The sequence below is a fragment of the Luethyella okanaganae genome, assembly GCF_042660285.1.
Lineage (GTDB): Bacteria > Actinomycetota > Actinomycetes > Actinomycetales > Microbacteriaceae > Luethyella > Luethyella okanaganae.
On sequence record NZ_JBHSTP010000001.1, the window covers coordinates 340,193 to 366,633 of the forward strand.

Sequence of the window (26,441 nt, forward strand, 5' to 3'; positions counted from 1 at the left end):
ATGATATCGAGGTGTCCGGCTCAGCTGTCGGCCGACGTCTCGATTCGGCCGCTCGCCGCGAACTGGACGAAGCCTGCACCCGATGGGTCCGCCGTGAAGTCGAGGTGCCCTGCGGGGTTGACGGAGGCGATGATATGCCCATCGGGTGTCGTCGCTCCGGCACTCAGCACGAGCTGACTCGAGGAGAAGTTCGTGGCGGGGACGGAGAAACTCACCCTGTAACGGCCGGGCGTGTCGGGCAGCTCCATTCCGAGGCCTTCGGTATTCAGCCTGTAGACCGTCTGACCGAGCGGATTTGCCAACGTAAAGCCCGTGATCCAGGAGAGGGTCTCCTTGAGCTGGGCGTCGATCGTGATGGTGAGGTCGGTTCCCGGCTCGACGGGGCCGTCGATCGCGACTCCGGCGCCATCGGTCACGGAGACACCGTGAATCGTGAGCGGCTCGGCGAGCGTGACGCGGTGGCGCTGCGCCGACTCCTGCTCGGCTTCGACGCGATCGCGTTCGTAGCCCTCGCGGAGCGTGCGGATGCCCTCGCCGACATCGCCGTCGTGCACCACCTTGCCTGCGTCGAGAACGACGGCGCGCGTGCAGATCTCGGCCACCTGGTCGGCGGAGTGGCTGACGAGCACGATCGTTCGGCCCTCGAGTTGGAACTGGCGGATCTTCGTCATGCACTTCAGCTGGAACGGCTCGTCGCCGACCGCGAGGACTTCGTCGACGAGGAGCAGATCGGGGTTTGAGTGCACCGCGACGGCGAACGCTAGCCGCACGTACATGCCGGACGAGTAGAACTTCACCTGGGAATCGATGAACTCTCCGATGCCGGAGAACTCGACGATCTCTTCGAAGACGGCATCGGTCTCGGGACGGCTCATGCCGAGGATCGCAGCATTCAGGTAGACGTTCTCTCGGCCGGAGAGGTCGGGGTGGAAGCCCGCGCCGAGCTCGAGCAGAGCGGCGACACGGCCGCGCCGCTCGACGACCCCGCCGGATGGGTCGATGATGCCGCCGATGACCTTTAGGAGTGTGCTCTTGCCCGAGCCGTTGTGGCCGATCAGGCCGACTGTCTCGCCGAGTTGGATCTCGAGGGAGACGTTCGAAAGCGCCCAGAAGTCGGAGCGCGACTGTTTGCGCGACGTGAAGTAGAGCGCGCGGTCCTTCAACGACTTGTCCTTGTGCAGGATGAAGCGCTTGGAGACGTCATCCAGCCGGACGATGGGGATGGAAGCGGTTTTTGGCATCTAGAGTTCCTGAGCGAAGTTGCTTTGCAGGCGGGAGAACACCCGCTGGCCGATCCAGAGGAGTACGAGGCTGACGCCGAGCGCCGTGAGCATGCGCCATTCGAGGCCGGGCGGCCAGTATTGAGCGGTATCGAGTGTCCCTGCGACCCACATCGCCTTCTGCATGCCGAGGGCGGCAAGGGTGACAGGATTGGCCAGGTAGATCTCCTCGACCCAGGAGCCGTGGAGCGTGCCGTTGACGAAGGTGATCGAGTAAACGATCGGCGAAGCCCAGAACAGGATGAGCAGAATGATCTCGACCAGGTGCTGGACATCGCGCAGATAGACGTTGATCGCCGCGAGGGCGAGCGCGAAAGCGGTCGCGAACACGACAATGAGCGCGATCGAGAGGGGCACGAGGAGGAGGTCAGGATGCAGCGGGGCCCGGCCGAGGACGAGTGTCGCCGCTACAAGGATGATGAACTGGACGAGGAAGTTGAACAGCGCGCTGCCCACCGAGGCGAGGGGGAAGATCTCGCGCGGCAGATAGACCTTTTTGACGAGGCCTGAGTTCGAGACGATCGACATCGTGCCTGCGCTGATGATCTCGCTGTAGAGGCCCCAGACGGTGAGGCCTGTGAAGACGAAGATCGCGAAGTCGGGGATCTGCCTGGCCGCTCCGAGGAACTGGCCGATCGCGACGTAATAGATGAGGAGCTGGGCGAGGGGCCGCAGGAGCGACCACACGATGCCGAGGCTGCTGTTCTTGTAGCGGGCGCGCAGTTCGCGGCTGACGAGTAGGCCGAGCAGGTGCCGATAGTCCCAGATCTCGCGTATGGACGCTATCGTTCCGCGATGGCCGCCCGCTGCCCGCCCGACACGGGTCATCGGTTCGGTGAGGATACGCTGAGCGCGCGCCTCCTCGGGGGTTGTCGACATCGTGAGCCTCTCGGGGTCGGGATCGATCCAGAGAATCCTATCGACTTGCGCTGCGTATCCCGATCGTGCGATGCACAGCGACCTCGCAGCTTCCGTGTCTATGTCTAATGGCGCTCTACTCGTTCGAGCGCGGCGGTACAATTCGAGGCGACGTGATAGCCGACGAGAGTGATTCGATGACCGAGCAGCACACTGAGACCGTACACAGCGAGAGAGAAGCCTTCCGGGTGCTCCAGCGGGAACGCGATGAGCTTCTGATCAGTGTCAGGGAGCTCAGCCACGCGCAGCTCATCGCTCGCGACATCGAGGTCGGACTGCGCTCCGAGCTGATGCAGGCACGTATCGACCTCGAAAACGCCGAAGGACGCACGATCCACACGGTGGGCCTCATCCGGAAGTCCACGACGTGGAAGATCGGTCGTATCGTGACGAAGCCGGTCGGACTCGTCCGTCGACTCCTCGGGCGCAAATGATGGGCGGAGTTCCGCGATTCTCGATTTTGACGCCGGTCTACAACACGCCAGTTGTCGTCTTGCGGAGCACCATCGACTCCGTGCTCGCACAGAGCTATCCGGAGTGGGAGCTCATTCTCGTCGACGATATGTCGCCGGATGATCGTGTGCGCACAGCGCTTCGGAAAGCCGCTCGCGCCGATCCGCGTATCCGGGTGATCGAACGAGCGGAAAACGGCGGCATAGTCGCCGCATCGAACGATGCCCTCGCAGTGGCGGCGGGTGAGTTCATTGCGCTTCTCGACCATGACGACGTGCTCGACCCAGACGCTTTGCGGCTCGTCTCAGAAGCGATCGACACCGACCGTGATGTCGACTATGTATACAGCGATGAGGACAAGGTCGACGCGATGGGGGGGGTCTTCGATCGATTCGACAAGCCGGATTGGTCGCCGGAACGTCTCCGAGGGCAGATGTACACAGGGCACTTCTCTGTGCTGCGCACCGAGCTCGCGCGAGCGGTCGGAGGATTTGACCCTTCCACTGAGGGCTCGCAGGACCACGATCTCGTCCTCAAGGTGACTGAGCGGGCGCGTCGCATCGTTCACGTTCCGGACGTTCTGTATCACTGGCGGGTGTTGCCGGGGTCGACCGCGCATTCCTCGGATGCGAAGCCCTACGCTTGGGAGGCGGGGCTTCGCGCGGTCGATGCCCACCTTGGGCGGGTAGGCATCCTCGGCCATGCTGAGTTCGGGCCTGTGCCGGGCACATACAGGATTGCACGGGAGCCGGAGCTCGATCGGCGGGTGAGCGTGATCATCCCGACGCGCGGAACGGCTGGCAAGGTCTGGGGTGCACAGCGTGTCTTCGTTGTCGAGGCCGTCAGGAGCTTGCTGGCGCGAACCGAGCATCGCTCTCTCGAGATTGTTGTCGTCTACGACTCGGACACTCCTGAATCGGTGTTGGACGAACTCGGTGAGATCGCCGATGACCGCTTGTTGCCGGTTCTTTTCGAGGGCGCCTTCAACTTCAGCCGAAAGTGCAATGTCGGTGCACTCGCGGCTACCGGCGATGCGCTTCTCTTCCTGAACGACGATGTCGAGGCCATCAGCGAGGAGATCGTCGGAGCCATGCTGGCACCACTTCGGGAACCAGACGTCGGCATGACCGGTGCCATGCTCTATTTCGAGGATGGCGGGATTCAGCACGCCGGTCACCTACACCACATGGGGCAGTACACTCATGCCTATCTGGGTGAGAGAGCCGATGCCTATGGGGCGTTCTCCTCGCTGCTGATCAATCGTGAGGCCTCTGGGCTTACCGCAGCCTGCATCGCCATGCCGCGCACGGTCTTTCTCGAGGTCGGCGGCTTCTCGGAGTCATTCCCCGGCAACTTCAACGATGTCGATCTCTGTAACAAGGTGCGACAGGCCGGCTACCGGCTTCTCTGGCTGCCGGATGTCCGTCTCTACCATTTCGAGTCCCGTTCGCGGAACCCGCTTGTGCACTCCTACGAGGAGAAGTCCATCCTCAACCGGTGGGGTGGTCCCCAGAGGGATCCCTTCCTCGCGTGATGGCGTCAGGTGTCGAGGCGAGGAGGGGATGACTATCGAGACGGCGTCTTTGCCCTTATGAGGTGTCGTCTTCGGGAGAAGAAAGCAGGGTCGCAGGGAGGTCATTTCGCTCGAGAGTGTCGTGTCACGGTGCGGATGGACCACTCCTGTCGTACCGTTGGACTGCTCACGAAAGGGAGCACGAGGCGCTCGGTCGGCACGTGACCGTCGTTCACTCCACGTCTCGTTGACTGTGTGCGACCCGACGCCGCACCGGAGGAGATCACAGACCAATGACAATCGGACGGATGCGCGTTGTGGCGTGGGGGCTCGTTGTCGCCTGTGTGACCGCGCTGCTCATGCCTGTTGTACAGCCCGCTCAGACCGCGTCGGCGCTCTCCGGAGCGGACTTCGATCCAGGATCGATTATTTCCGATGGTGAATTCTTCGACGCGAATGCGCTGAGCGAGGCGCAGGTCCAGGCGTTCCTCGAGTCGCAGGTGCCGAACTGCATCGGTGCGAACGGGTACACATGCCTGAAGAACTACTCCGTGGACACCTTCAGTCGTGGCGCGGTCGAGCCCGGCCACTGCGATGCCTACACCGGCGCGACGAACGAGCCGGCCAGCCGTATCATCTTCAAAGTCGCCCAGGCCTGTGGAATCAGTCCCAAGGTTCTGATCGTCACGTTGCAGAAAGAGCAAGGACTCGTCACGGCATCCTCACCCACGGAGCGCCAGTATCGTGTCGCAATGGGCTACGGCTGTCCGGACACCTCCGACTGCGACGCGCAGTTCTACGGCTTCTACAACCAGGTCTACAAGGCCGCCTGGCAGTTCCGTCAGTACACGAACTACCCGAGCCGCCAGTACCGGATCGGGAACATCTCGGTGGGCTACCACCCGAACGCCTCGTGTGGCTCAAGCATCGTGAACATCCGAAACCAGGCGACGGCCAACCTCTACAACTACACGCCCTATCAGCCGAACGCGGCTGCGCTGGCGAACCTCGGCGGCACGGGTGACTCGTGCTCCTCCTATGGGAATCGCAACTTCTGGGTCTACTTCAACAACTGGTTCGGCTCGCCGAACGACTCGAGCAGCCCGATCGCGAGCCTCGACGTGGTGCAGGCGAGCCCGGGAACGGTGCGCCTCGCAGGCTGGGCGTTCGACCCGGATACCTCGCAGTCCATCTACCTCCACGTCTACATCAACGGTGTCGGGTTCCAAGTGCTTGCCGGCAACAACCGGCCCGATGTCGGAGCGACATGGCCGAGCGCAGGCCCGTACCATGGCTTCGATGCGAGTCTGCCCATGCAAGGCGAGGGTCCTCAGACCGTCTGCATCTATGGGATCAATCTGGGACCTGGGCAGAACAAGCTCTTCGGGTGCCCGGTTCTGCCCGGGATGACGGGATCGCCGTCGGGCGTCATCGACGCCATCACCGCGGTCGGCGACAAGATCACGGTCACCGGGTGGGTGTATGACCCCGACACCGTCGCGTCCGCTCCTGTGCACATCTACGTGGACGGCGACGGTTACGCCTACACCGCTGACGACGATCGCCCCGACTTCGGTTCGACCTATCCTGCCTACGGTCCGAAGCATGGGTATTCCCGCACGATGACGGCGAGTCCTGGCATACATAACGTCTGCGTCTACGGCATCAACATCGCCGGTGGTGGACAGAACAAACAGATCGGGTGCCGTACCGTGACGGTGCACTCGGGGTCTCCTTACGGTGTTGTGGACTCGGTGACGGCGAAGCCGGGCAGCTTTACTGTGACCGGGTGGACCTTCGACCCGGACTCGGCTGCTTCGACGCCCGTTCACGTGTACGCGAACGCAAACGGCGTGGCGGGAGCGGCCGATCAGTCGCGGCCGGATGTCGCCAGCGCTTACCCCGGTTACGGCGACAAGCACGGCTATTCGGTGACCGTGCCCGCATCGCCCGAAGCCAATACGGTGTGTGCTTACGGCATCGATATCGCCGCGCCTGGCGGCAACCGTGTTCTCGCTTGCCGTGTCGTTCAGGGGATGAGTGGACCACCCGTTGGCGTCATTGACTCCGTGACGGCTTCCAATGGCGTCATTTCGGTGGCGGGTTGGGCCTACGATCCCGACACGGCAGATCCGGTTCCGGTTCACGTCTATGTCGATTCGAGCGGATATGCCTTCATGGCGAACCGCGATCGCCCAGATCTCGCGGCCGTATACCCTGCTTACGGAGCGCCTCATGGGTATTCCGAGGCGATCCCATCGAGTCCGGGCTCGCATCAGGTATGCATCTATGGCATCAACATGGGCCCTGGCGACAACAAGTTGATCGGCTGTAGAACGGTCATCGTCTGATCCGCTTGAAGCGGTTGCTGGTGTGGACCTGAACGCGTTCGTGCCAGCAGCCGCGCTTTTGTCGCGCCAATACAGGCGCTAGGGTCAATCGACCGGAAGGAGTAAGCGTGCGTTCTCGGGTCTTGTTCGTCGTCGGACTGATCTCGGGTCTTCTGGTCGCCACTGCAGTCCTCGGACTCCGATCGGCCGGCCTTCTCGCCGGGGTAGGCGTGCTCGCCTTCACCGCACTTCTCATCGTTCTTTTCCCCGTTTCGAGCAGCCTCTCGCGACGCATCCTCTACAACGGGGCGATCGTCCTGGGTTGGATCCCTGTGCTTTGGTGGTTCGACCTCGGTGAGTTCTCCGACCGGATGTCGTGGGTTCTTGCGCTCTCCGCCGGAGGGCTCGTCGCGTGGTTGTTCGGACGCCCTGACACCGTCGGACGTGCGAAGCGTCTGCTCCCGCGCCTTCGATGGTCCGACCTTATTCCCGTGGGAACGGGTGCGTGGGGACTCTGGCTCTTCTCCCCGCTGCTTCTCTCTCCGAGCGACGGTCGCACGCTCACTCTTCTCATGAAGAGCGGGTGGGACCACGTCGCACACTTCTTCATGACGCAGCGGCTCGAGCAGGGCGGGTCGCTGTGGGGAACCACGGGTAGCTCGCCGGATGGTTCTCTTTGGGTTGGCGCCGCCTATCCCAAGCATTTCCACATCCTGGTGGATATGTTCCACGACCTCATTGGACTGCCTGTGACAGACGGCGTCCTCACGATCCGGGACTACGGGCGCGGCACTTCTTTGACGCTTGTCATCGCGATTGTTGTCCTCTCGTCCGGCCTCGCGCAGTTGCCTTCTCTCGTCCGCCGCCCTCTCGTTGCAGTTCCGCTCGTCGCGCTCCCCGTCTCTGCATATCTCGTTGGCCCGGGAGCCGTTGGACTAGCAGTGGGGTTCCCCAACTTCGTGCTCGCGTGCACAACAGTTGGGATCGCAGCCTGTATCGCCGTCGGCATGGTGCGGATCGCAGCGCCCGTGCAGATGTTCGCCGCCGTCGGTATGCTGGTCGCTGCGGCGCACAGCTGGCTTCTCATGCTGCCGCTCGCCGGGGCGGTCGTCCTCGTGGTGCTGTTGCCGTTCGCCCGCGCACGTTGGCGTGGGACTCCCGTGCGGTGGGGACTCACTCTCTTCGCTGTCGTCTGCGGAATCGCTGGAATGGCACTCGCGGTGTACATTGCGCTCCAGAGTCTGAACGAAGAGACGCTGACCACCGGTGAAACAGAGTCGTTTCCCGCAGGAATGGCGCTCGGAGTGCTGCTCTCGACGGCCGCCATCGCCCTTGTCGTCATCGCGAAGGGCAGGCCAACTCGCGCGCGTGGAACGCTCGTGCGAACGACCGCGCTCGCTGTCATGCCGACGGTGGCGCTGTGCATGGTGTTCCTCCTTGGCTACCGTCAGCTCTGGCTGACGGGCGAACTCTCGTACTATGTGTCGAAGTTCATATCCGGAGCGTTGCTTGCGGGCATCCCCATCGGCATAGTCGTTGTCAGCGCACTGATCGGAGAGCGGACGATCATCCGACGAGGCTGGCGCCGAGCCACCGCCGTCGTGGCGTCGGCGTTGTTCACGATCGCTGCACTCCAGCCGTTCGGCTATGTCGGCCCGACGTTCGGCGGTGTGATCCAGGAGCAGGCTTCCGGCATGAAGTACCGTTCGGATGCCGTGATCCTTACGGGAGGTGACTCATCGGAGGCAACGAGGCTTCTTCGCGCAGCCGAAACGGCAGCTGGTCTGCCCTTCGGAACAACGGTGTATTTCGCGCCGCTCCCGGGAGATCCCACCATGCATCTGGCCAACCAGTGGCATCTTTCCTTGGCTGGAATCTGGTCGGTGAACGCGGACGCGCCGAGCAAGCTCCTCAGCAGTGCGAAGATCGCCGATCTGATCGCGGCCGACGATGTCGCAGGAGCCGTCCGTATCGTCCTCCAGGCCGATCCGAGAGTCACAGTGATCGTAGCGCCGCAGCTCATGACAGAGCTGGAGTCGAGGATGTCGCTGAGCGAGCTCGAACGGGTGGTCACCTGGACGAAGTAGACAGTGGGCGCGAGTTCCGTTGGACTGTGCCCGTCCACGTATGCGCCAACGGGAACAGGGTGGCAGGAATGGCTGATCTCTCGTGAGCGGATCAATCTATGTGGCAAGCTGAGCATCGGTGAAAGATCGAGCCAAAGCCGCTTCGTTGTGGAGCCGAGCAAGATGCACACTCGCGCGACTCGTCGAACCAACGCCTCAGGGCTTGCCCAACTGGCGGGTCATGACGTGGTTTCCGTTAGCCGCCCTGACAGTTGGCACGATTCTGATCGTGCTCGGCTGGAGTGGCACGTCCTCGGGCGTGCATTGGCTCGCGCTTGAGAACGGTGCCGATCCGCGTCTAATCGTAGGAATGCCTCGCGCGATCCGTTCCGACGAGTGGCTGGTTCAGCAGGCGTGGGTGGTGTCCCAGGCGAACAGCGGCTATCCAGCGCTCAACGACCATTTTCCCGGTGGCATCGACATGACGGTGTTCAACGAACTGCCGACCTGGGAGTGGTCGTCGATCTTTCGCCCGCATGTCTGGGGTTACCTCTTCTTCGGGCTCACAACCGGTGTGGCCTGGCACTGGTGGCTACCAGCACTCGCGTTGGTATGCGCGGTCTACTTCCTCGTGGTCGCGCTGGCGCCGAGGCGTCCCCTCGTGGCCGCCGCGCTCGCAGGAGCGACATTTCTCGCCCCGTTCGTCCAGTGGTGGTATACGCCGACGACGCTCTGGGCCGTCGCATGGTCGGTGCTTGCGATGGCGGGAACCACCTGGATCCTCACCGATCGTCGACGCTGGGTTCGCTATGTCTGGGCGAGTGTGCTCGGTTACACGGCCGTTACGATGGCGATGACCCTCTACATTCCATTCCTGCTCCCGGGAATCCTCGTCTATCTGGGCTTCGCCGTCGGAATGCTTCTTCGCGTCGCGCCCTGGCGAGACGGTGGCTTGCTCGGGAGCATCGTACGGCTCGGCCCTCTTCTTGTGGCGGGGGCGGCGGCGGTCACCGTGCTCGGAATCTGGGTGCTCACGCGTGCAGCCACCTTCGAGGCAGTTTTGTCGACCGTCTATCCCGGACAGCGTTTCGAAGCTACCGGGCAGCTGCTCGTGCGCGACCCGCTCTTCGTCGGCTTTGCGGGGGCGCCATGGAACCAGGCGCTCCGCGCCCTCGGCCCGACAATGCTCGGCGGCAACCCCTCCGAAGCGGCAAGTGTCCTTCTCGTCGCGCTCTTCCTGTTGCCCGCCATGCTCTGGTTCGCGGTGCGCTCCATTCGGCAGGGGAGGCGGCCCGAGTGGCTCCTCATCACCGTCCCTGCCGTGATGCTCCTCTTCCTCGCGTTCCTCTACATTCCTGGGTGGGACTCCCTTGCCCACGTACTGCAGCTCGATCGGGTTCCGGCAGAACGATTCCGCATCGCATTCGTCGTGCTGCTGCCGCTGAGCATTGCACTGATCATCGAGCACATCGATCGCTTCCCCAAACGATCGAACTGGGCCGTCGGAGGTGTTTGCGCGCTGGGGGCGGCTGCGCTCTCCGTCTTCGTCTGGTTGCAGCTGAGATCGGGAGATCCGGGTGTTGTCGGGTTTTCCCGTCAGTGGAAGATCATCATGATTCTGCTCGTGCTCGGCGTCTTCCTCATCTTCGTCAAGCGCTTGGCGTTCGCGGGTGCCCTCGCGCTGTTCCTGGCCTCCGGCTTGACCGGATGGGGTGTGAATCCCATATATCACGGCGTCTACGACTTGCGCGAGACCCGCACGGGGCAAACCGTTGGGAAGGTCGATCGGCACGACCCGGGCACGTGGGTCGGGGTCGGATCATCGGAAGTCATGGCCATTCTGACGGAGACCGGGGTCACGTCGCTGACGGGCGTTCAGAACTACCCGCCCGACGGAATGTGGGACGAGATCGACCCGGCCGGCAACTACGAGGGACAGTGGAACCGCCTCGGGCATGTCACGTGGACGTTCGAATCGGGAGAGCCCCAGGTCTCGAACCCTTATGCCGATGTGATATTGGTGACGTTCGACGCCTGCTCGAGCTTTGCGCAGGCCAACGTCGACTTCGTCCTCACCGACATCGATGCGGTGCCGGACACCCGTTGCCTGTCCGAGCAGGGTGAGGTCAGACAAGGGGGCAGCACCATGCGCGTCTACTCTGTCGAGCCTCCTGGATGAGCGCAAATGCCGTGTATGGAGGCAAGGCATGACTCATGCGGATATGATCGGGCGAGTGCGCGCGGCTGGTACCGCATCCTGATGGCCGTGACACGGTAGCGAATTGTCAAACTATTCGGGAGAACGTACGAGATGAGCGCTGTGCCTGAATCGACTATTCGTCGATCGGTGCAACGCCTGAGGGATGGCTATCGTCGTATCGTCCTGCCCACTGCGCTCGGTCTCCCGAACTGGCGTGTCCTCACCTGGTTCCCGATCCTGGCGGCAGCGGGGAGTCTCGTGCTCATCGTCCTCGGCTGGAGTGGCACCTCCTCGGGAGCGCACTGGTTCTCGCTGGGAATCGGCGACGACCCCCGGTTGATCCTCGGAACTCCGAGGGGGATCCGATCGGATGAATGGCTGGTTCAGCAAGGCTGGGTCGTCTCGCAGTCGTACCGTGGCTATCCTTCGACGAACGAGATGTTCCCCGGTGGCACGGACATGACGGTGCTCAATGAGCTTCCCTCCTGGGACTGGTCGTCCGTCTTCCGCCCGCATCTCTGGGGCTACCTCTTCTTCGGGCTGACATCCGGCATGGCCTGGCATTGGTGGATTCCGGCGCTGGCCCTCGTCTCGGCCTGTTATGTGTTCGTCGTCACGCTCCTCCCGCGGCGGCCGCTGACGGCTGCCTTCCTCGCGGTCGCACTCTTCTTCACCCCCTTTCTCCAGTGGTGGTTCACGCCGAGCTCGCTCTGGTCGGCGGCTTGGCCGCTCCTCGCGATGGCAGGCACCGTGTGGATCCTCGTAGACACCCGACGCTGGACCCGGTTCCTCTGGGCTGGGATTGTCGGCTATACCGCCGTCACCCTCGTCATGGGGCTTTACGTCCCCTACATCCTGCCTGGGCTGTTCGCCTACCTGGCGTTCGCGATTGGCTACCTCCTCATGGTCGCACCGTGGCGACACGGTGGATTCCGAGCCACCTGGCTGCGTCTCGCTCCGCTGGTGGTGGCCGGAGTCGCCGCCCTTGGAGTCACCCTCGTGTGGGTGATCACCCGGATCGGAACCTTCGGCGCCATCATGTCGACCGTCTATCCTGGGCAGCGCTCCGAGCCGACAGGATCCGTGTTCCTCAAAGATCCCTTCCTCCTTGGCATTCTCGGTGCCCCCTGGAACCAGGCTTTGAAGGGGGAGTCCGGCACGACCGTCCTTGGGCTCAATTCCTCCGAAGGCTCTTCGGTGCTTCTGCTCAGCGTTTTCCTCCTTCCTGGTCTCCTCGTGCTGGCTCTCGCCACTCTGCGACGAGGTCGCAGGACCGACTGGGTGGCCTTGTGCGTCCTCGCATATTTCGCCATTGCGCTTGCGTATCTGTTCGTGCCCGGTTGGGACGCGATCGCCCACGTCCTCCAGTTCGACCGTGTGCCACCCGAGCGCTTCCGAATACTCTTCGTCGTCCTGGCGCCGATCATCGCCGTGCTGACGATCAAACGAGTCGATAGTGCCTCCGGGAAGCGCGCCTGGCTCCTCGGTCTGCTGTCGGCGTCGGGTGCGGGGCTTCTCATCGGCTATGCCTGGTATCGCATCAAGACGCTGCAACCCGAGCTCTTCGCACTGGCACCGACCTGGAAGGTCATCGCCGTGCTCGTGGTTGTGGCGACCGCGCTGTTCTTCGTCCGACGCGGTGTCACGGTGGCTGCGGCCTGCATCGCCCTCGCGACCGTTCTCATAGGCTGGGGGGTGAATCCGATCTATCGAGGCGTGTTCGATTTGAGAGCGACCACAGCCGGTCAGACGATCGATTCCATCGACGACGCCGACCCCGGCGTCTGGGTCGGCGTCGGATCCCATGAAGCGATGGCGTTGCTGATGGAGTCCGATGTGGAGTCTCTGAGCGGGGTGCAGACGTATCCTTCGCGCGAGATGTGGGAGCTCGTCGATCCTCAGGACCGTTTCGAGGAGCAGTGGAACCGTCTGGGGCACGTGCAGTGGAACTTTGCACCCGGCGAGCCGACGATCCAGAACCCGCAGCCCGACGTGATCGCGGTCACATTCGACCCGTGCTCGACCTTCGCGCAGGAGAATGTCGACTATGTGGCCTCCGTTGTGGTTCCGGAGTCAAGCAGTTGCCTCGTCGAGCGCGCGTTCGTGCAACAGGGCCAGCTCCCGCTCCACATCTACGAGGTCGTGCCGCGCTGAGAGAGTCAAGGCCGGACGCTACGCTTGAAGAGGCGTGCGAGCGCACGCATACAGGAGACCAGGAAGAGTGGCGATGACGGACCAACGCGGCGACGCGGCAAGCTCGAGACCGCGGATCGTCGTGACGGGGGCCGGAGGGTTCCTCGGCTGGCACGTGCGAGCCGCCCTCGTGTCAGAAGGATTCGAACCGGTGGCGCTCGGTCTCGGCGAGGGTTTCGACCTCAGCCGGGCGGCACGCATGGTTTCCTCCGCCCAGAGCGTCATTCACCTCGCGGGCATGAACCGGGGCACGGATCCGGAGGTCCACGACGGCAACATCCTCTTCGCGCGACAGTTGAGCGATGCGCTGGCTCTGGCGGACTCGTCACCACGCTCGCTGGTGTACGCCAATTCGGTTCAAGCCGACAACGATTCGCCCTATGGTCGTTCCAAGAGGGCTGCTGGTGACCTTCTCGCCGCCGAGACCGGTCTCCGCGGCGTTGTGTTCCGAGACGTTCTCCTGCCCAACATCTTCGGTGAACACGGTCGCCCGTTCTACAACTCCGTGGTAGCGACCTTCTGCCACCTCGTGGCGACGGGCGGGAGCCCGACGATCGATCAGGACCGCTCGCTCACCCTCCTGCACGCGCAGAATGCCGCCGATCTTCTGATCGGCACCACCGAGGATCTCACTGCGATGACACGTGAGATCACGGTGAGCGGGGTGCTCGAGTCCATTCAGGGCATGGCGGCGCGGTACGCAGGAGGCGATGTCCCTGACATCACCGACCCGTTCGACCGCGACCTGTTCAACACCTACCGATCCTTCCTCTTCGACGTTCGTCCGGCCATCCCGCTGCGGCGCCATGCCGACGCACGCGGGTCTTTCTTCGAGATCGTGCGTTCGCACGGCGGCCAGGGCCAGTCCTCGTTCTCGACGACGGTGCCTGGCATCAGTCGCGGTGATCATTTTCACCGGAGGAAGGTCGAGCGCTTCACGGTGCTCTCGGGCGAGGCCGTCATCTCGATCCGCCGCCTGTTCGGCGACGAGACCGTCGAGATCCCGGTGTCCGGCGCCGAGCCCGTCGCGGTCGACATGCCGACGATGTGGTCGCACAAGATCACGAATACGGGCTCGAGCGAGCTTTACACCTCTTTCTGGGCGAACGACGTGTTCGACCCGGCATCACCCGATACGTTTCCGGAGGCTGTGTAAGTCATGGTGAAGAGACTGAAAGTCATGACGGTGGTTGGCACGCGTCCCGAGATCATCCGTCTCGCCGCGACCATCAAGCGGCTGGATGCCTACACCGAGCACGTCCTGGTGCACACAGGCCAGAACTACGACTACGAACTCAACGAGGTGTTCTTCCTAGACCTCGGCCTGCGGAAGCCGGACCACTTCCTGGACGCCGACACGACTTCGCTGGGCGCCGTGCTCGGCTCGGTGCTCAGCAAGGTCGAGACCGTCATCCTCGCGGAGAAGCCGGACGCGCTCGTCGTGCTCGGAGACACGAATAGCTGCATCTCGGCGCTCATGGCCCGCCGTCTGAAAGTGCCGGTCTACCATATGGAGGCCGGAAACCGCTGCTTCGATGAGAACGTCCCCGAGGAGGTCAACCGTCGTCTCGTCGATCACGTTTCCGACTACAACCTCGTGTACACGGAGCACGCCCGACGCAATCTCCTCGCCGAGGGCATCCACCCGGCCAGGATCCTCCTCACAGGTTCGCCGATGAAGGAGGTCCTCGACGCGAACGCGGACGCCATCGCCGCCAGCGACGTGCTCGCGCGTCAAGGACTCGAGCCACGCGGCTACTTCATGGTGAGCCTGCACCGCGAAGAGAACGTCGACAATCCGGAGCGTCTCCGTTCCGTGCTCGCCGGACTCGAAGCGGTCGCAGCCGAGTATGGCCTTCCCGTGCTCGTCTCGACGCACCCGCGCACACGGAAGCGTCTCGAAGCCCTCGGGGGCACTCTCCCAGAGAGTGTGGTGTTCCACGCCCCGTTCGGCTTTCACGACTACGTGAAGCTGCAGCAGGAGGCGAGACTCGTCCTCTCCGACAGCGGCACGATCAGCGAGGAGTCATCGATCCTCGGCTTCCCGGGGATATCGGTCCGTGACGCGATCGAACGTCCCGAAGCGATCGACACCGGGGTCACGATCACCTCGGGGGTCGAGGTGGAAGACATCCTCGATGCCGTGCGGATGACGCTCGAGGGGTTCGACGCAGACGGACCAGCCGCCGTGCCGTGGGAGTATGAGATCGCCGACGCATCCCGTCGCGCGGTGAACTTCATCCGTTCGACCGCGGGCACGCACCACGCGCGAGCCGGAATCCGCCGCTGAGATGCATACGCGTCGCTTATCCTGGGCGAGCGCGTCTATTCGCCGTTGGCGCGGCGCTCACATGGTTGCAGAGGTTTCTTGATGCGGATTCTGTTCATTCACGAGGTGAACTACAGCAACAAAGTGATCTTCGAGATGCACGAGTTCCCCGAGATGCTCGCGTTGCGAGGCCATGAGATCTCCTTCTTCCATTTCCCAGAGCACCCCGATGTTCCCCGTCGTTCGCTGCGGACTCGACACGAGCGCATCCGTGGTCGGGTCTACCCGGAGGCGGAGATCGAGCTGATCACCCCTCCGACGCTCGGCGGGGGTGCCATGGAACGCTACATCGCGCCCCTCTGGAACCTGCCGTCTCTCCGTCGGGAGATCGTGCACGGCGGTTACGATGTCATCGTCCTCTACGCGGTTCCGACGTCCGGCTGGCAGACGGTCGGGCTGGCCAAGAAACACGGGATCCCCGTGATCTTCCGCGCGCTCGACGTCTCGCACCAGATTCGCGAGTCCCCGCTGTCCGGGCTCGTCCGCGCAGCCGAGAAGTACGTCTACCGTAACGTCTCTCTCCTCTCCGGCAACAATCCGGCGATGGTCGACTACTGCGTCGAGATCTCCGGTCGGACGGGACCGAGCCGGGTGAACGTGCCGCCGATCGACCTCGGCCACTTCGAGACGCCTGTCGAGGGCATCGACCGCGCGGCTGTCGGTCTCCGTGCGGAGGATCGGGTCGTGCTGTACATGGGCAGCTTTTTCAGCTTCTCCGGTCTCGATGTCGCGCTCCGGCGCTTCTCGGAAGAGTTCGACGAGCACCCGGATCTCCGGATCGTCCTCGTCGGTGGAGGCGAACTCGATGGTGCCCTTCGTGCGATCGTCGCAGAGCTCGGCATCGAGGATCGTGTCATCTTCACGGGCGTGGTTTCCTACACGGATCTTCCGTCCTACCTCAAGCTCGCTGACGTCGCGATCAATCCTTTCGTTCCGCAGCTGCTCACGCACGTCGCGCTCCCGCACAAGATCCTGCAGTACATGGCGTCCGGTATCCCGACGGTCTCCACCTCTCTGGGCGGAATCCGCGGTCTCCTCGGCGACGACTCAGGAGTTATCTGGGGTGCCGGCCCCGAAGAGGTCGCGGAGCTCGCGACGCGGCTTGCCTATGCGGAATCTGCGGAGCGCTCGGCGATCGCCGAGAGGCAGCTCGCGAGCATCGCGGCGACGTTCTCCAAGGAGGACTCGGTGGCCTCTTTAGAAGAGGCGATGAACACTGTGCGATAGCATGGAGGACGTTATTCAACCGGGAGCGGCGGCGGCGGCCACGGCCCCGATCGCAATCCGCCTCCTGTGATTCCGGCGCTAGAAGCGCGCTACGCAGGGCGGGTCGATGGAAGAGGGCACATGACGTCGAGGCAGATCGCTGGTTCCGTGGTGACGATCACGGGAGGAACGGGTTCCTTCGGTTCCACTATGGCGAAGTATCTTCTCTCCCAGGACGTCGGCGAGATCCGTGTCTTCAGCCGCGACGAGTCCAAGCAGGACATGATGCGGCACGCTATAAAGGACAATCGGCTCAGTTTCTACCTCGGCGACGTGCGCGATCCCGCCAGCGTCGATCAGGTGATCCGCGGCACGGATCTCGTGTTCCACGCGGCGGCGCTCAAGCAGGTGCCGTCCTGCGAGTTCTTCCCGATGGAAGCTGTCGCCACGAACGTCATCGGAAGCTCGAACGTGGTCAAGTCCTCACTCGAGTACGGCGTGAAGTCCGTCGTATGCCTCAGCACCGACAAGGCCGTCTACCCCATCAACGCCATGGGCATGTCGAAGGCGCTCATGGAGAAGACGGCGATGGCACTCGCCCGCAACAACCTCGATTCGGACACGGTCATCGCCGTCACCCGCTACGGCAACGTCATGTACTCGCGTGGCTCCGTGATCCCGCTCTTCATCAGCCAGCTCACGAACCGTATGCCCGTCACCGTGACGGATCCCCAGATGACTCGTTTCCTCATGTCGCTCTCCGAATCCGTCGACCTCGTCGAATACGCGTTCACTCAGGCGAGCACCGGGGATCTCTTCGTGCGCAAAGCCCCGGCGAGCACCGTCGAGACCCTTTTGCTTGCGGTGGCGTCCATCGTCGGCGTCGCGAACCCCGAGATCAACGTCATCGGCTCCCGCCATGGCGAGAAGCTCTTCGAGTCGCTCCTCAGCACAGAAGAGACTGCTCACGCCGAAGATTGCGGTGGCTACTACAAAGTGCCGCTCGACACACGCAGCCTCGACTACCATCCGTATGTGGACGAAGGGGAGAGCCGCTCGGTCGCGGCGGATTCCTACACCTCGCACAACACCGAGCGCCTCGATGTCTCCCAGGTCGAGAGTCTCCTGCTCACTCTCCCCGAGATTCAGCAGTTCCTCGCGTCTCGCTGAGCTTGCGGTCAACTCCCCGGGCTCGTTCCCTGTTCACCGCGAGACTGCGTTTCCTCGAGACTGCGTGAATCGTCGAAAAGAGCCTTCTATACGACGATTCACGCAGTCTCGCGGAGGGGGAAGCAGGAGGAGGGAGGGGTGTGTTCACGCAACCATGTCAGTGAGAGTCTTCGGCGGCTCGCCCGCCGAGAGCGCCTTCGAGTTCGCGGATCCGGAGGTCTTGCAGTGCGGACATCTCGGCGAGCGTACGGGTCTTGTTCTCCAGATCGGTGAGTTCCGAGCTGTGCTGGATGCACACCAGGAAGAGAATCGCAATGCTGACGAAGAACACGAGGTTCGTGGGCTGTCCGACCCCGATGAGGGTAGCCGCCCAATCGAGGATCGATGGGAAGATCCCGATGATCAGGGCGAGGGAGCCTGCGATGAGCCACCATACTGCATGGCGTTCGCGAAGCCTGCGGCGGCGGAGCATCTCGATGACCACGCCGAGAGTTGTGAGTGCCGCGAGAATGCCGAAGACGTAGGAGGGTACGCTCATGGCTCAACTTTCACCGTGAGAGTGCGAACGGGACGGACGGAAGCGAAGCCGAGAGCGAGGAATGCGCGGCCCAGATACAGGGCGGCTTTGAAAGGGTTGTGCGAGGGTGTGCCACCGGCACGAGGCCTCATGGCTACCGGAACTTGTCGGACGGCGCATCCCGCGCGGGATGCGATGACGAGTGCTTCGATCGTGTCTCCCAGATATTCCGCCGGGTAGTGGTCCGCGAAGAGCGCAACCGCCTTCGGCCCGCAGGCTTTGAATCCTGAAGTCGTGTCGGTCAGGGTTGTTCCGCTGGTGTGGCTGAGGATACCGGCGAGCGCGCGCATCGCCCATCTGCGGGGCCCGCGCACCTCGTAGTCGCCTTCGCCGGCGAAGCGAGCTCCTATGGCGAGGTCGCATTCGCCCAGGCGCGAGAGAAGCTCCGGTACATTGCCGGGATCGTGTTGACCGTCGGAGTCGATCTGGACGACGTTGGCGTAGCCATTGGTCACAGCGTACTTGAAGCCGAGTCGCATAGCACCGCCGACGCCCAAATTGAAGGGGAGTTCTGCGACGGTCGCGCCTGCGTCTCGAGCAACGCGCGTCGTGTCATCCCGGGAACCGTCGTTCACGACGAGGCAGTGTGCGCCCGGGAGCTTGCACAGTACTTCGCGCACGACATCCCCAACAGCCTCCTCCTCGTTGAACGCAGGCATGACGATGAGCGTTCGTTCGAGGTCGGTCGGCATGGCTTCGATCTTATCAACGAAGCTCGACACCCCGGCGCGGCTACACCCGGCGACTCTCGCTTCGCCTCGGGCCTGGCAGCGCCTAAGGTTATGGGGTGACAGAAGCGAGCTCCGAGCCGGTGCCTGCCGCAGCCTCCCGCGTCCGACACGGTCCTAGCGGACTGGCGATCGTGTTGATCTCGACCGCGGTCGCGGGCGGGCTCGGCTACATCATCCAAACGGTGGCCGGACTCGCTCTGACACCCGCACAGTACAAGGGGTTCGGCGTCTTCTGGGCGACGCTCTACCTCATCGTCGGCGGAGTCTCCGGCATCCAGCAGGAGGTGTCACGCGCGACGCGCGAACCCGAGGCCGAACGTGATAAGAAGGCGAGCAATCCACTGAGATCTTTCGTGGTCGTCTTCGCCGTGTTCGTGGCAATCGTCATCGCTGCGAGCACACCATTGTGGGTGGGCGCCGTCTTTCCGGGGCACGTCGTGACGAGCGCGAGTGCTGTTGTCGTCGGTGCGGTGTCGTATGTAGGTTTCGCGACCATCTCCGGCGTGCTCTACGGCCGCAAAGCGTGGCCGATCCTCGCGCTGGTGGTGGTGGTGGATCCTGCGCTCCGGCTCCTCTTCGTGTCCATCGCCCTCGGCGTCGGAGGCGATCAGGAGCTTCTCGACTGGGCCATCGTCCTTCCCATCCCCATCACGTTCCTGTTGAGCCTTCTCCTGGTGAGGTTCCGTCTGCCGCATCGGTCCGTCGTGGATGTGCCACTGCGCGTACTCGTATCGAACAGCGCACAGACGATCGTCGGAACAACGGCGACGGCGGTTCTGGTGAGCGGGCTCCCGCTCTTCATCGGTGCGAGCTCGGGCGGCGAAGACCCCTCCGATGTCGGTTCGCTCATCTTCAATATCACCCTGACCCGTGCGCCTCTCGTGATCCCGTTCCTCGCGTTGCAGAGCTATCTGATCGTGCACTTCCGGGATCAGCTTCGAGCACTGTGGGCATCGCTACTGAAGGTGCTCGCGATCGTCGCGGTTGCGACCGTCGTTGCCTCGGTGCTGGTTTGGCTCTTCGCCCCCGTGGTCGTCGGCTGGATCTTTGGTTCCGGTTACGTTCTGAGTGGTGCGACGCTCGCGGGACTGGTCGCGTCGGCAGGATTGACGGGAGCGCTGTGCGTGTCAGGACCGGCCGTCATCGCCCGCTCAGGGCACACGGCGTTCCTCGTAGGATGGGTTCTTGCCGCACTGTGTCTCGTGGCGGTGCTGTTCACGCCCTGGGACCTCCTCAGCCGGACGGCCACCGCGCTCGTCGTGGCGCCGCTGCTCGGGCTGATCGTCCACCTCGGCTACCTCCTACTGTTTGATCTCGGCGAGCGGCGTGCCTCAACGAGCTCTTGATTCTCGCCCCATTTCTCTGGATCAGGGCAGTTGGATGCGAGAGACGGCGTTGAGCGCAGCCGCAAGGCAGGGAAGCTCGCGGCTCGGCGTTCCGCTGCATGGCTTGTCGTCTTGGTGTGACGGTGTACGGTGCGAGGGTTCTCTGGTCGTGGCCTCGGATAGTGTTGCAACGGTGGAGACGTTGTCCGATGGGTGATCGTGCCGGTGAGAGAACCAGACTCTCATCGGCACGGTTGAGAGATCGATCCCGATGGACGGCGTTCTGGGTGCCGTTCCTGCTGTTCTCGGCCCTCGCCTCGCTCTGGGCGCTCGCGAGCCCGATCCTGTCGGTGCCCGACGAGAACGCGCACGCGACGAAGGCGGTCGCCCAGCTACGCGGCCAGGTCATCGGCGAGGTGGTTCCCGGGGTCAAGCACCTGGTCGTCCAGCTTCCGGACGGCTATCGTTACAGCCCGCAGATCGTCTGTTTCGCGATGGCGCCCGACGTCACCGCGGATTGCGGCGTGGAACTCGGAACGTCGACCGGGACGAACCAGTTCAACACCTGGGTCGGCGCCTACAACCCCGTCTATTACTATGTCGTCGGATGGCCCAGCCTGATCTTCGACGGCTCGGCGGGGATCTACGCGATGCGCATCGCGAGTTCCCTGTTCTGTGCCATGTTCTTCGCGTGGGCCTGGCAGGCGGGGATGGCGGCCAGGAGAGCCAGGTGGATGCCGGCAGGTCTCGCGTTCGCCGCCGTTCCGATGGCTCTGTACCTCGCCGGCTCCGTCAACCCGAACGGCGTCGAGATCGCGTCGGCAGCGGCACTCTGGGTGTCCGTCCTCCGGCTGCTGCAGACCTTCGGACGCGACGAGGATCCCGATCCCTTCGCCTTGCCCCGGCCGTACCTGTGGTCGATCGTCACGCTGTCGTCCATCGTGCTGGTCAACGCTCGCTCGCTCGGTCCCCTGTGGCTCTTCATCGTCGTTGGGTTGTGCTTCGTCGCGAGTGGATGGGATCCCGTCAAGGCGCTCTTCACGCGGGGTTCGAGCTATGGCTGGCTTGCGGCGATCGTAGCCGGCGGCATCTTCTCCGTGGCGTGGACGCTCGGTGGCGGAGCCCTGTCGAGCCAGGCGGAGGCTTCGGACGCGTCTTTGGTGGGTGGGAGCTTCGCGCAGGGGTTCTTCCACACGCTCCGCTATACGCCCGACTACCTCAAGGAAGCCTTCATCACCTTCGGCTGGCTCGACACCCAGCTCGCGCCCGAGATCGGGTGGTCGGTCGTGGCAGCCTTCAGCGTGCTCGTCGTTCTCTCCGTCGTGGCCGTCGATCGTCGCAGCGTGCTCGTGCTGTGCGCCATCCTGGTTGCTTGCCTACTCGTACCCGCACTGGTGCAGGGATACAGCGTTCACCAGACCGGCATCATCTGGCAGGGACGGTACGGGCTCTTCCTCTACCTCGGAATCCCGTTCCTCGGTGCCTGGCTGCTCTCTCGGAACGGTCGCGCAGTAGTCTTCATATCTGTGCGCGTGACCTGGATCATCGCGGTTCTCATGGGGACGTTCGGCGTCGGCGCCTATCTCTTCGTGCTCCATCGTTATGTCGCGGGGTTCGACACCGTGCTGGGTGCTCTATGGAACGCGGCGAAGTGGCAGCCACCCCTCGGCTGGCTGGCACTCACCGTCGCGTTCAGCCTGATCTCGCTCGTCTACATCGCCTGGACCGGCCTGACCGCGCATGTTCTCGCTCGACGAGAGGACGACATCCTGTCTGAGGTGCGCACGAGTCCCGAACTGTCGACGGATGCGCGCGACTATGCCTGAGCCTCGCGTCGCAATCGCCTACGACTGCCTGTTCCCGGTCAACGCCGGGGGAGGGGAACGCGTCTATCGGCGTATGGCGGAGTTGTTCGCCGAACGCGGCTGCAGCGTCGATTATGTGACGCGAGGGCAGTGGGCTGCAGGCGGGGCACCGACTGCGACGTTCACGATCGCTCCCGTCTGGTCCGGCGACATCTATGACCGCAACGGGACCCGGACGAGCGCGAGTGCCGTCGCGTTCGCATTCGCGCTCTTCAGGCATTTCCGTCGCCACCGACGCGACTACGAGTTGGTCGTCGTGAGCGCCTTGCCGGTGCTCAACGTCTTCGCCGTTCGGCTCGCCCTGCTCGGCTCCGGACACTACATCGTGGTCGACTGGCTCGAGGTGTGGGGGTGGCGCAAATGGCGCGACTATTCCGGGCCGCTCGTCGGCTCCGTCGCCGCCGCATTGCAATGGTTCGGCCTTCGACTCGGGCAATTGCACACCGTCAACAGCCGTTTCACACGGGATCGGGTGCGGCGCTACCGCGCAGCGGCCGATCCGATCGTGCTCGGCCTCGTCGACCTCGTCGGCGAGGTCCCGGAGGCCGCAACCGACCGATCAGTCGACCCGTACGTGCTCTTCGTCGGCCGGCACGTCGCAGACAAGCGTTTGCACCTGCTGCCCGACGCGCTCGCCGAGGCAAGGCGCAGCATCCCGGACCTTCGTGCAGTCGTCGTCGGAACAGGCCCTGCGACGGAGGTCGTGCGTGCACGTGCTGCCGAGCTCGGAGTGGAGAAGGCGATCACCTTCGCTGGACGGGTGGACGACGAGCTGCTAGACGGCCTTTTCGCACGAGCACTCGTGCTCGTCAATCCGTCTGCCCGGGAGGGATTCGGCCTCGTCGTCGCCGAGGCCGCCGCGCATGCGACGCCGAGTGTGGTCGTCGAAGGAGAGGACAATGCGGCCGCCGGGCTCGTCGTGGACGGTGTCAACGGCTTCGTTGCGACGACAATCCATCCGGTCGTTCTCGGTGCTGCCATCGTGCGTGCCATCCGCGCCGGCGCGGAGCTGCGTGCGAGCACGCGATCGTGGTTCCTGCGCGAGCGGGAAGGCCATGGACTCGCCTCGTCTGTCGACGCGATCCTCGAACGCTACCGTTCGGCGAGGGCACGCTGAAGCGAGTCCAGCGTCTGCCGGGCCGTGCGTTCCCAGGAGAACTCCGCAGCGCGGGCGAGACCCGCGAGGGACATCCGCTCCCGGGTCTCCGTTGAGGCGAGGACGTCGCCGATTCCGCGAGCGACCGATGCGGCACTGTGCGGATCGACGTAGGCCGCCGCGTCGCCGGCGACCTCGTGCAGCACGGGGAGGTCGGAGCATACGACGGGGCAGCCGCGCGACATCGCCTCGAGCGGTGGCAGCCCGAACCCCTCGAACAGAGTGGGAAAGACCACCATGGTCGACTCCGCATAGAGGGCGTCGAGCTCGGTGGGGTCCAGCCAGCCGTGCAGTGACACCCAGGGCCCGAGTCCGAGCCGTTCAACGACAGGGGTGAGGGGGTCTGCGCCGTGGCCGCCCGTGACGACGAGTCGAGGCCGGGACTCCGCGGGGAGGAGCGCGAGGGCTTCCAGCAGGAGGGGGAAGTTCTTGTGCGGCATACGGTTGCCGACGGCGAGCACCTGATCGTCGAGCCGCGGTCCGCCGGCAACGGCCCCCGCACGGCCTGTCCCGGATAGGGGCACGACATCGACACGAGCGGCCGGAACGCTGAGGTAGCGGACGATGTCGTCCCGCGAAGCACGGCTCACGGTGAGCACGCGGCACGCTCGACGGGCGGCGCGTCGGATCATCGCACGCAGGACGCGCGCATACGGGCCGGGCACGTACTCCGGATGCCTGAACGGCAGCAGGTCGTGGATGGTGAGCACCACGGGGACACGGGAGCGGGCGGGGCCGAGATTCGCCGGGCAGTGCACGAGATCCGCGTCGAGCCTTCGCGCGAAGCGGCTCACGCCGAACAGCTCGCCGAGCGCCCACGCGGCCCGGTTCTCGCCGCTGACGCCGGAATCCACGATCGTGCCCGGGAACCAGCTCGTGTCCGTCGCGGCGAGTTCCGTCGAGGCGAGGCCCACGAACTCGATCTCCGGGTGGGACGGCATACGGCCGTAGACCTCGCGCACATACGACTCCATGCCGCCCTTCTTGCCGGTGAAGAAGAGAAGGTCGACGAGAACACGGGTCATACGCTCGCGCCGCTCGTCGCTTCAGGGTCAGCGCCTCGCCCGGGATTCTGGACTTTCCCCGCCGTCGACGTTGCTGCCCGCTGGACGCGGCTGGTCCGATGCCGACGGGCCCACTCGTAGACGACGGCGGAGAGCAGCTCCGCCACGAGCAGCCCGATGAACACGGCCGAAAGACTCTGAACCCAGAGGCCGAGGGCTGCGAGGGCGAAGGTCATCGCGGACACCGCCGCGCGGAGTCCGGTCAGCAGACGCACCTCTCCTCTTCGACGCAGCGCGGCGAACGGGATGGTCGTCGCAAGCGAGGCCGCGCGCCACCCGCAGGCCAGGACGAGCGGCAGCAGGGTCGCCGACGCGGTCCACGCCTCGCCGAAGACGAAGCCGAGGACGCCGCTCAGCTCCAGCACGACCAGGGCGACGACGGCCGCGAGCACGGCTCCGGCGGACACGACGATGTCGAGCCCGGAATGCTCCTTGAGCAGGCGGAGGCGCAGGAAGTTGAGCGGGATGGCGAGCAGGCCAGACACCGTCGCGATCGAGATGAACAGCACGGCATCGCTCGGGCCCAGGAACGTGAGGATCATCGCATTGAGGAGGGGATAGATGACTCCGGTGATCGCGGTATCCGCGACCACCCAGCCCATGACGGCGGGTTCCGGGCGGCTGGCCTCGTGCTCGACGGGCAGACAGCGGATGCACGTGGCGACGGCGATCCCCGCCACGAGTGGAATCAGTGCCCAGCTCTGACCGGCGAACCCGGCGGCGACCCCGAGCAGTGCGCCGATGCCGACCACGACGGACGCCCAGATCTCACGCCCGTCGAGCCTCTCTGCGACCGAGACCCCACGGCCGACCTCGAGGGCGGCGACCAGGATCGGCAGGGCGATGCAGAGCACCACGGGATTCGTCGCGTTGAAGGCGAGCACGATCGCGGTGAGCACGGATAGCGCCGCGAGCCAGAGCGGGAACACCACACGCCGCTCGGTGGCCGCAGAGCTCAGCCGGGATTCGACGACGACGGCGAAGGCGAGCTGTCCGGCGAAGGTCGCGACCATGACGGCGACCGCGATGACACCCTGTTCCTGTTCGGAGAACAGGCGGGAGGAGATCGACACCGTCGCCGCTGGAATCACGGCGAGCGAGACCCCGCCGAGCAGAGTGATGAGGCTCGTCATCGCTCGGCGCATGCGCAGCGGAGCGGGCAGATCCGTCGTCATCGCGTCACCGCCGTCATCGTGCCGTTCCCGACGGTGCGGCCGAGCATGCCCTCGAATCGGCCGAGGAAGACCCACCAGCCGTCGCCCAACTCGTTGGTGCGGCGATTGCGCGCGCCGAACAGCATCCCGCCGAGGAGGAAGGCGAACCGCCACCACAGCGGATACCGCCAGCGCGTGACGAGGCGTCCGAGTCCTCGCCCGTAGCCGCGGAGCTTGCGCCGGCGTTCGGAACGGCTGAGACCTCGCGAATCTGCGACACCACCGACCGAGACGTCCGGCGGCTGCCAGGCGAAGCCCGTCGCATCCCGTCGGTCGCGCAGGAGCCTCAGCAGCAGGTCCGTGGCCTCGCCCGCCTGCCACGGAGTAGGAGCCCCCGTGCCGACCCCTGGGTCGAATCCGCCGAGCTCGTCGAAAACGCTCCGCCTGATCAGGATGCCCATTTCGATGACATTCCAGACGTTCCACCGATCGAGGGGGGTGCCCTCCGGCGGAAGCTCGAACTTCGGACCGTTCTCGTCGAGAACGGTGAGCGCCCCCGCCGAGAACTCCTCCGGCAGCGTCCGCAGACGGTCGAGGACCCCTTCGGGGAACCAGGTGGTATCGTTCGGAAAGGCGAGGAGGTAGTCGGTGCCAGCCGGGAGCGTCGCGACGCCGACGTTCCGACCCCTCGACGCCCCCCGCTCCGAGGTCGTGACATCGATGACGAAATGCGGCGCGCGGAATCGCTCGGCCAGGGATTCCACGGCGACGAGGTTTCCCTGTGCGACGACCACGAGCCGGTCGCCCGCCCGCATCTGGCCGTCGATGCTCTCGAGCAGTCGACGCAGACCGCTCTCACGTCCGAGCGTCGACACCACGAGTCCAAGATTCACGATGTTCTCATTCTGTAC

General features: G+C 64.3%; 20 protein-coding genes. 13 read left to right on the forward strand and 7 right to left on the reverse strand.

Annotated features, from left to right (window positions below; all coding sequences use genetic code 11):
* Positions 1–20: 20 nt before the first annotated feature.
* Both ACFQB0_RS01515 and ACFQB0_RS01520 read right to left on the reverse strand, forming a co-directional pair.
* On the reverse strand, positions 21–1,241 hold the full coding sequence (locus tag ACFQB0_RS01515; RefSeq protein WP_386726681.1) for an ABC transporter ATP-binding protein: 1,221 nt from the start codon (positions 1,239–1,241) through the stop codon (positions 21–23).
* Positions 1,242–2,159, reverse strand: a complete 918-nt coding sequence (locus ACFQB0_RS01520; protein WP_386726684.1) for an ABC transporter permease — start codon at positions 2,157–2,159, stop codon at positions 1,242–1,244.
* Positions 2,160–2,335: 176 nt separating this feature from the next.
* Between ACFQB0_RS01520 and ACFQB0_RS01525 the strand changes: the two genes are divergently transcribed.
* The 10 genes from ACFQB0_RS01525 (at position 2,336) to ACFQB0_RS01570 (ending at position 17,658) form a co-directional block, all read left to right on the forward strand.
* Positions 2,336–2,632, forward strand: a complete 297-nt coding sequence (locus tag ACFQB0_RS01525) for a hypothetical protein (RefSeq protein WP_386726687.1) — start codon at positions 2,336–2,338, stop codon at positions 2,630–2,632.
* On the forward strand, positions 2,632–4,185 hold the full coding sequence (locus ACFQB0_RS01530; protein ID WP_386726689.1) for a glycosyltransferase family 2 protein: 1,554 nt from the start codon (positions 2,632–2,634) through the stop codon (positions 4,183–4,185). The genes ACFQB0_RS01525 and ACFQB0_RS01530 overlap by 1 nt, the downstream gene beginning before the upstream one ends.
* A gap of 272 nt (positions 4,186–4,457) precedes the next feature.
* Positions 4,458–6,515 (forward strand): hypothetical protein, encoded by a 2,058-nt coding sequence (locus tag ACFQB0_RS01535; protein ID WP_386726692.1) that lies wholly within the window; start codon positions 4,458–4,460, stop codon positions 6,513–6,515.
* Between the two features lie 107 nt (positions 6,516–6,622).
* Entirely contained in the window at positions 6,623–8,581 is a 1,959-nt protein-coding gene (locus ACFQB0_RS01540; protein ID WP_386726694.1) for a hypothetical protein, read from the forward strand.
* Between the two features lie 220 nt (positions 8,582–8,801).
* Entirely contained in the window at positions 8,802–10,739 is a 1,938-nt protein-coding gene (locus ACFQB0_RS01545; RefSeq protein WP_449280264.1) for a DUF7657 domain-containing protein, read from the forward strand.
* A gap of 141 nt (positions 10,740–10,880) precedes the next feature.
* On the forward strand, positions 10,881–12,914 hold the full coding sequence (locus ACFQB0_RS01550) for a DUF7657 domain-containing protein (RefSeq protein WP_386726699.1): 2,034 nt from the start codon (positions 10,881–10,883) through the stop codon (positions 12,912–12,914).
* A gap of 73 nt (positions 12,915–12,987) precedes the next feature.
* Entirely contained in the window at positions 12,988–14,109 is a 1,122-nt protein-coding gene (locus ACFQB0_RS01555) for a polysaccharide biosynthesis C-terminal domain-containing protein (RefSeq protein ID WP_386726701.1), read from the forward strand.
* 24 nt (positions 14,110–14,133) lie between these two features.
* A complete protein-coding gene (wecB, locus tag ACFQB0_RS01560) occupies positions 14,134–15,243 on the forward strand; it encodes a non-hydrolyzing UDP-N-acetylglucosamine 2-epimerase (protein WP_386726703.1) in 1,110 nt (369 codons plus the stop codon).
* 81 nt (positions 15,244–15,324) lie between these two features.
* Positions 15,325–16,509, forward strand: coding sequence for a glycosyltransferase (locus ACFQB0_RS01565; protein ID WP_386726706.1), 1,185 nt, complete (start codon positions 15,325–15,327; stop codon positions 16,507–16,509).
* A 120-nt stretch (positions 16,510–16,629) separates the two neighbouring features.
* A complete protein-coding gene (locus tag ACFQB0_RS01570) occupies positions 16,630–17,658 on the forward strand; it encodes a polysaccharide biosynthesis protein (protein WP_386726708.1) in 1,029 nt (342 codons plus the stop codon).
* 157 nt (positions 17,659–17,815) lie between these two features.
* Here the strand turns inward: ACFQB0_RS01570 and ACFQB0_RS01575 are convergent, their stop codons facing one another.
* Together ACFQB0_RS01575 and ACFQB0_RS01580 are read right to left on the reverse strand one after the other, a co-directional pair.
* On the reverse strand, positions 17,816–18,196 hold the full coding sequence (locus tag ACFQB0_RS01575) for a DUF2304 domain-containing protein (protein WP_386726710.1): 381 nt from the start codon (positions 18,194–18,196) through the stop codon (positions 17,816–17,818).
* Positions 18,193–18,927 (reverse strand): glycosyltransferase family 2 protein, encoded by a 735-nt coding sequence (locus tag ACFQB0_RS01580; RefSeq protein ID WP_386726713.1) that lies wholly within the window; start codon positions 18,925–18,927, stop codon positions 18,193–18,195. The genes ACFQB0_RS01575 and ACFQB0_RS01580 overlap by 4 nt, the downstream gene beginning before the upstream one ends.
* Positions 18,928–19,022: 95 nt before the next feature.
* On the opposite strand from ACFQB0_RS01580, the gene ACFQB0_RS01585 reads away from it, so the two are divergent.
* The 3 genes from ACFQB0_RS01585 (at position 19,023) to ACFQB0_RS01595 (ending at position 23,273) form a co-directional block, all read left to right on the forward strand.
* On the forward strand, positions 19,023–20,312 hold the full coding sequence (locus tag ACFQB0_RS01585; RefSeq protein ID WP_386726715.1) for a hypothetical protein: 1,290 nt from the start codon (positions 19,023–19,025) through the stop codon (positions 20,310–20,312).
* 233 nt (positions 20,313–20,545) lie between these two features.
* Positions 20,546–22,117, forward strand: coding sequence for a DUF2142 domain-containing protein (locus tag ACFQB0_RS01590; RefSeq protein ID WP_386726717.1), 1,572 nt, complete (start codon positions 20,546–20,548; stop codon positions 22,115–22,117).
* The gene (locus ACFQB0_RS01595; RefSeq protein WP_386726719.1) at positions 22,110–23,273 is read left to right on the forward strand and encodes a glycosyltransferase family 4 protein; all 1,164 of its coding nucleotides are present in this window, start codon (positions 22,110–22,112) and stop codon (positions 23,271–23,273) included. The genes ACFQB0_RS01590 and ACFQB0_RS01595 overlap by 8 nt, the downstream gene beginning before the upstream one ends.
* Here the strand turns inward: ACFQB0_RS01595 and ACFQB0_RS01600 are convergent.
* Genes ACFQB0_RS01600 through ACFQB0_RS01610 form a run of 3 tightly spaced genes read right to left on the reverse strand, consistent with a single transcriptional unit; the run spans position 23,249 to position 26,423 of the window.
* A complete protein-coding gene (locus ACFQB0_RS01600) occupies positions 23,249–24,337 on the reverse strand; it encodes a glycosyltransferase family 4 protein (RefSeq protein ID WP_386726721.1) in 1,089 nt (362 codons plus the stop codon). The two genes, ACFQB0_RS01595 and ACFQB0_RS01600, sit on opposite strands and share 25 nt — an antisense overlap.
* Positions 24,334–25,551 carry a hypothetical protein gene (locus ACFQB0_RS01605; protein ID WP_386726723.1) on the reverse strand — a complete coding sequence of 406 codons (1,218 nt, stop codon included), beginning with the start codon at positions 25,549–25,551 and terminating at the stop codon, positions 24,334–24,336. The genes ACFQB0_RS01600 and ACFQB0_RS01605 overlap by 4 nt, the downstream gene beginning before the upstream one ends.
* Complete coding sequence (locus ACFQB0_RS01610; protein WP_386726726.1) at positions 25,548–26,423, reverse strand: glycosyltransferase family 2 protein; 876 nt, start codon at positions 26,421–26,423, stop codon at positions 25,548–25,550. The genes ACFQB0_RS01605 and ACFQB0_RS01610 overlap by 4 nt, the downstream gene beginning before the upstream one ends.
* Positions 26,424–26,441: the final 18 nt, after the last annotated feature.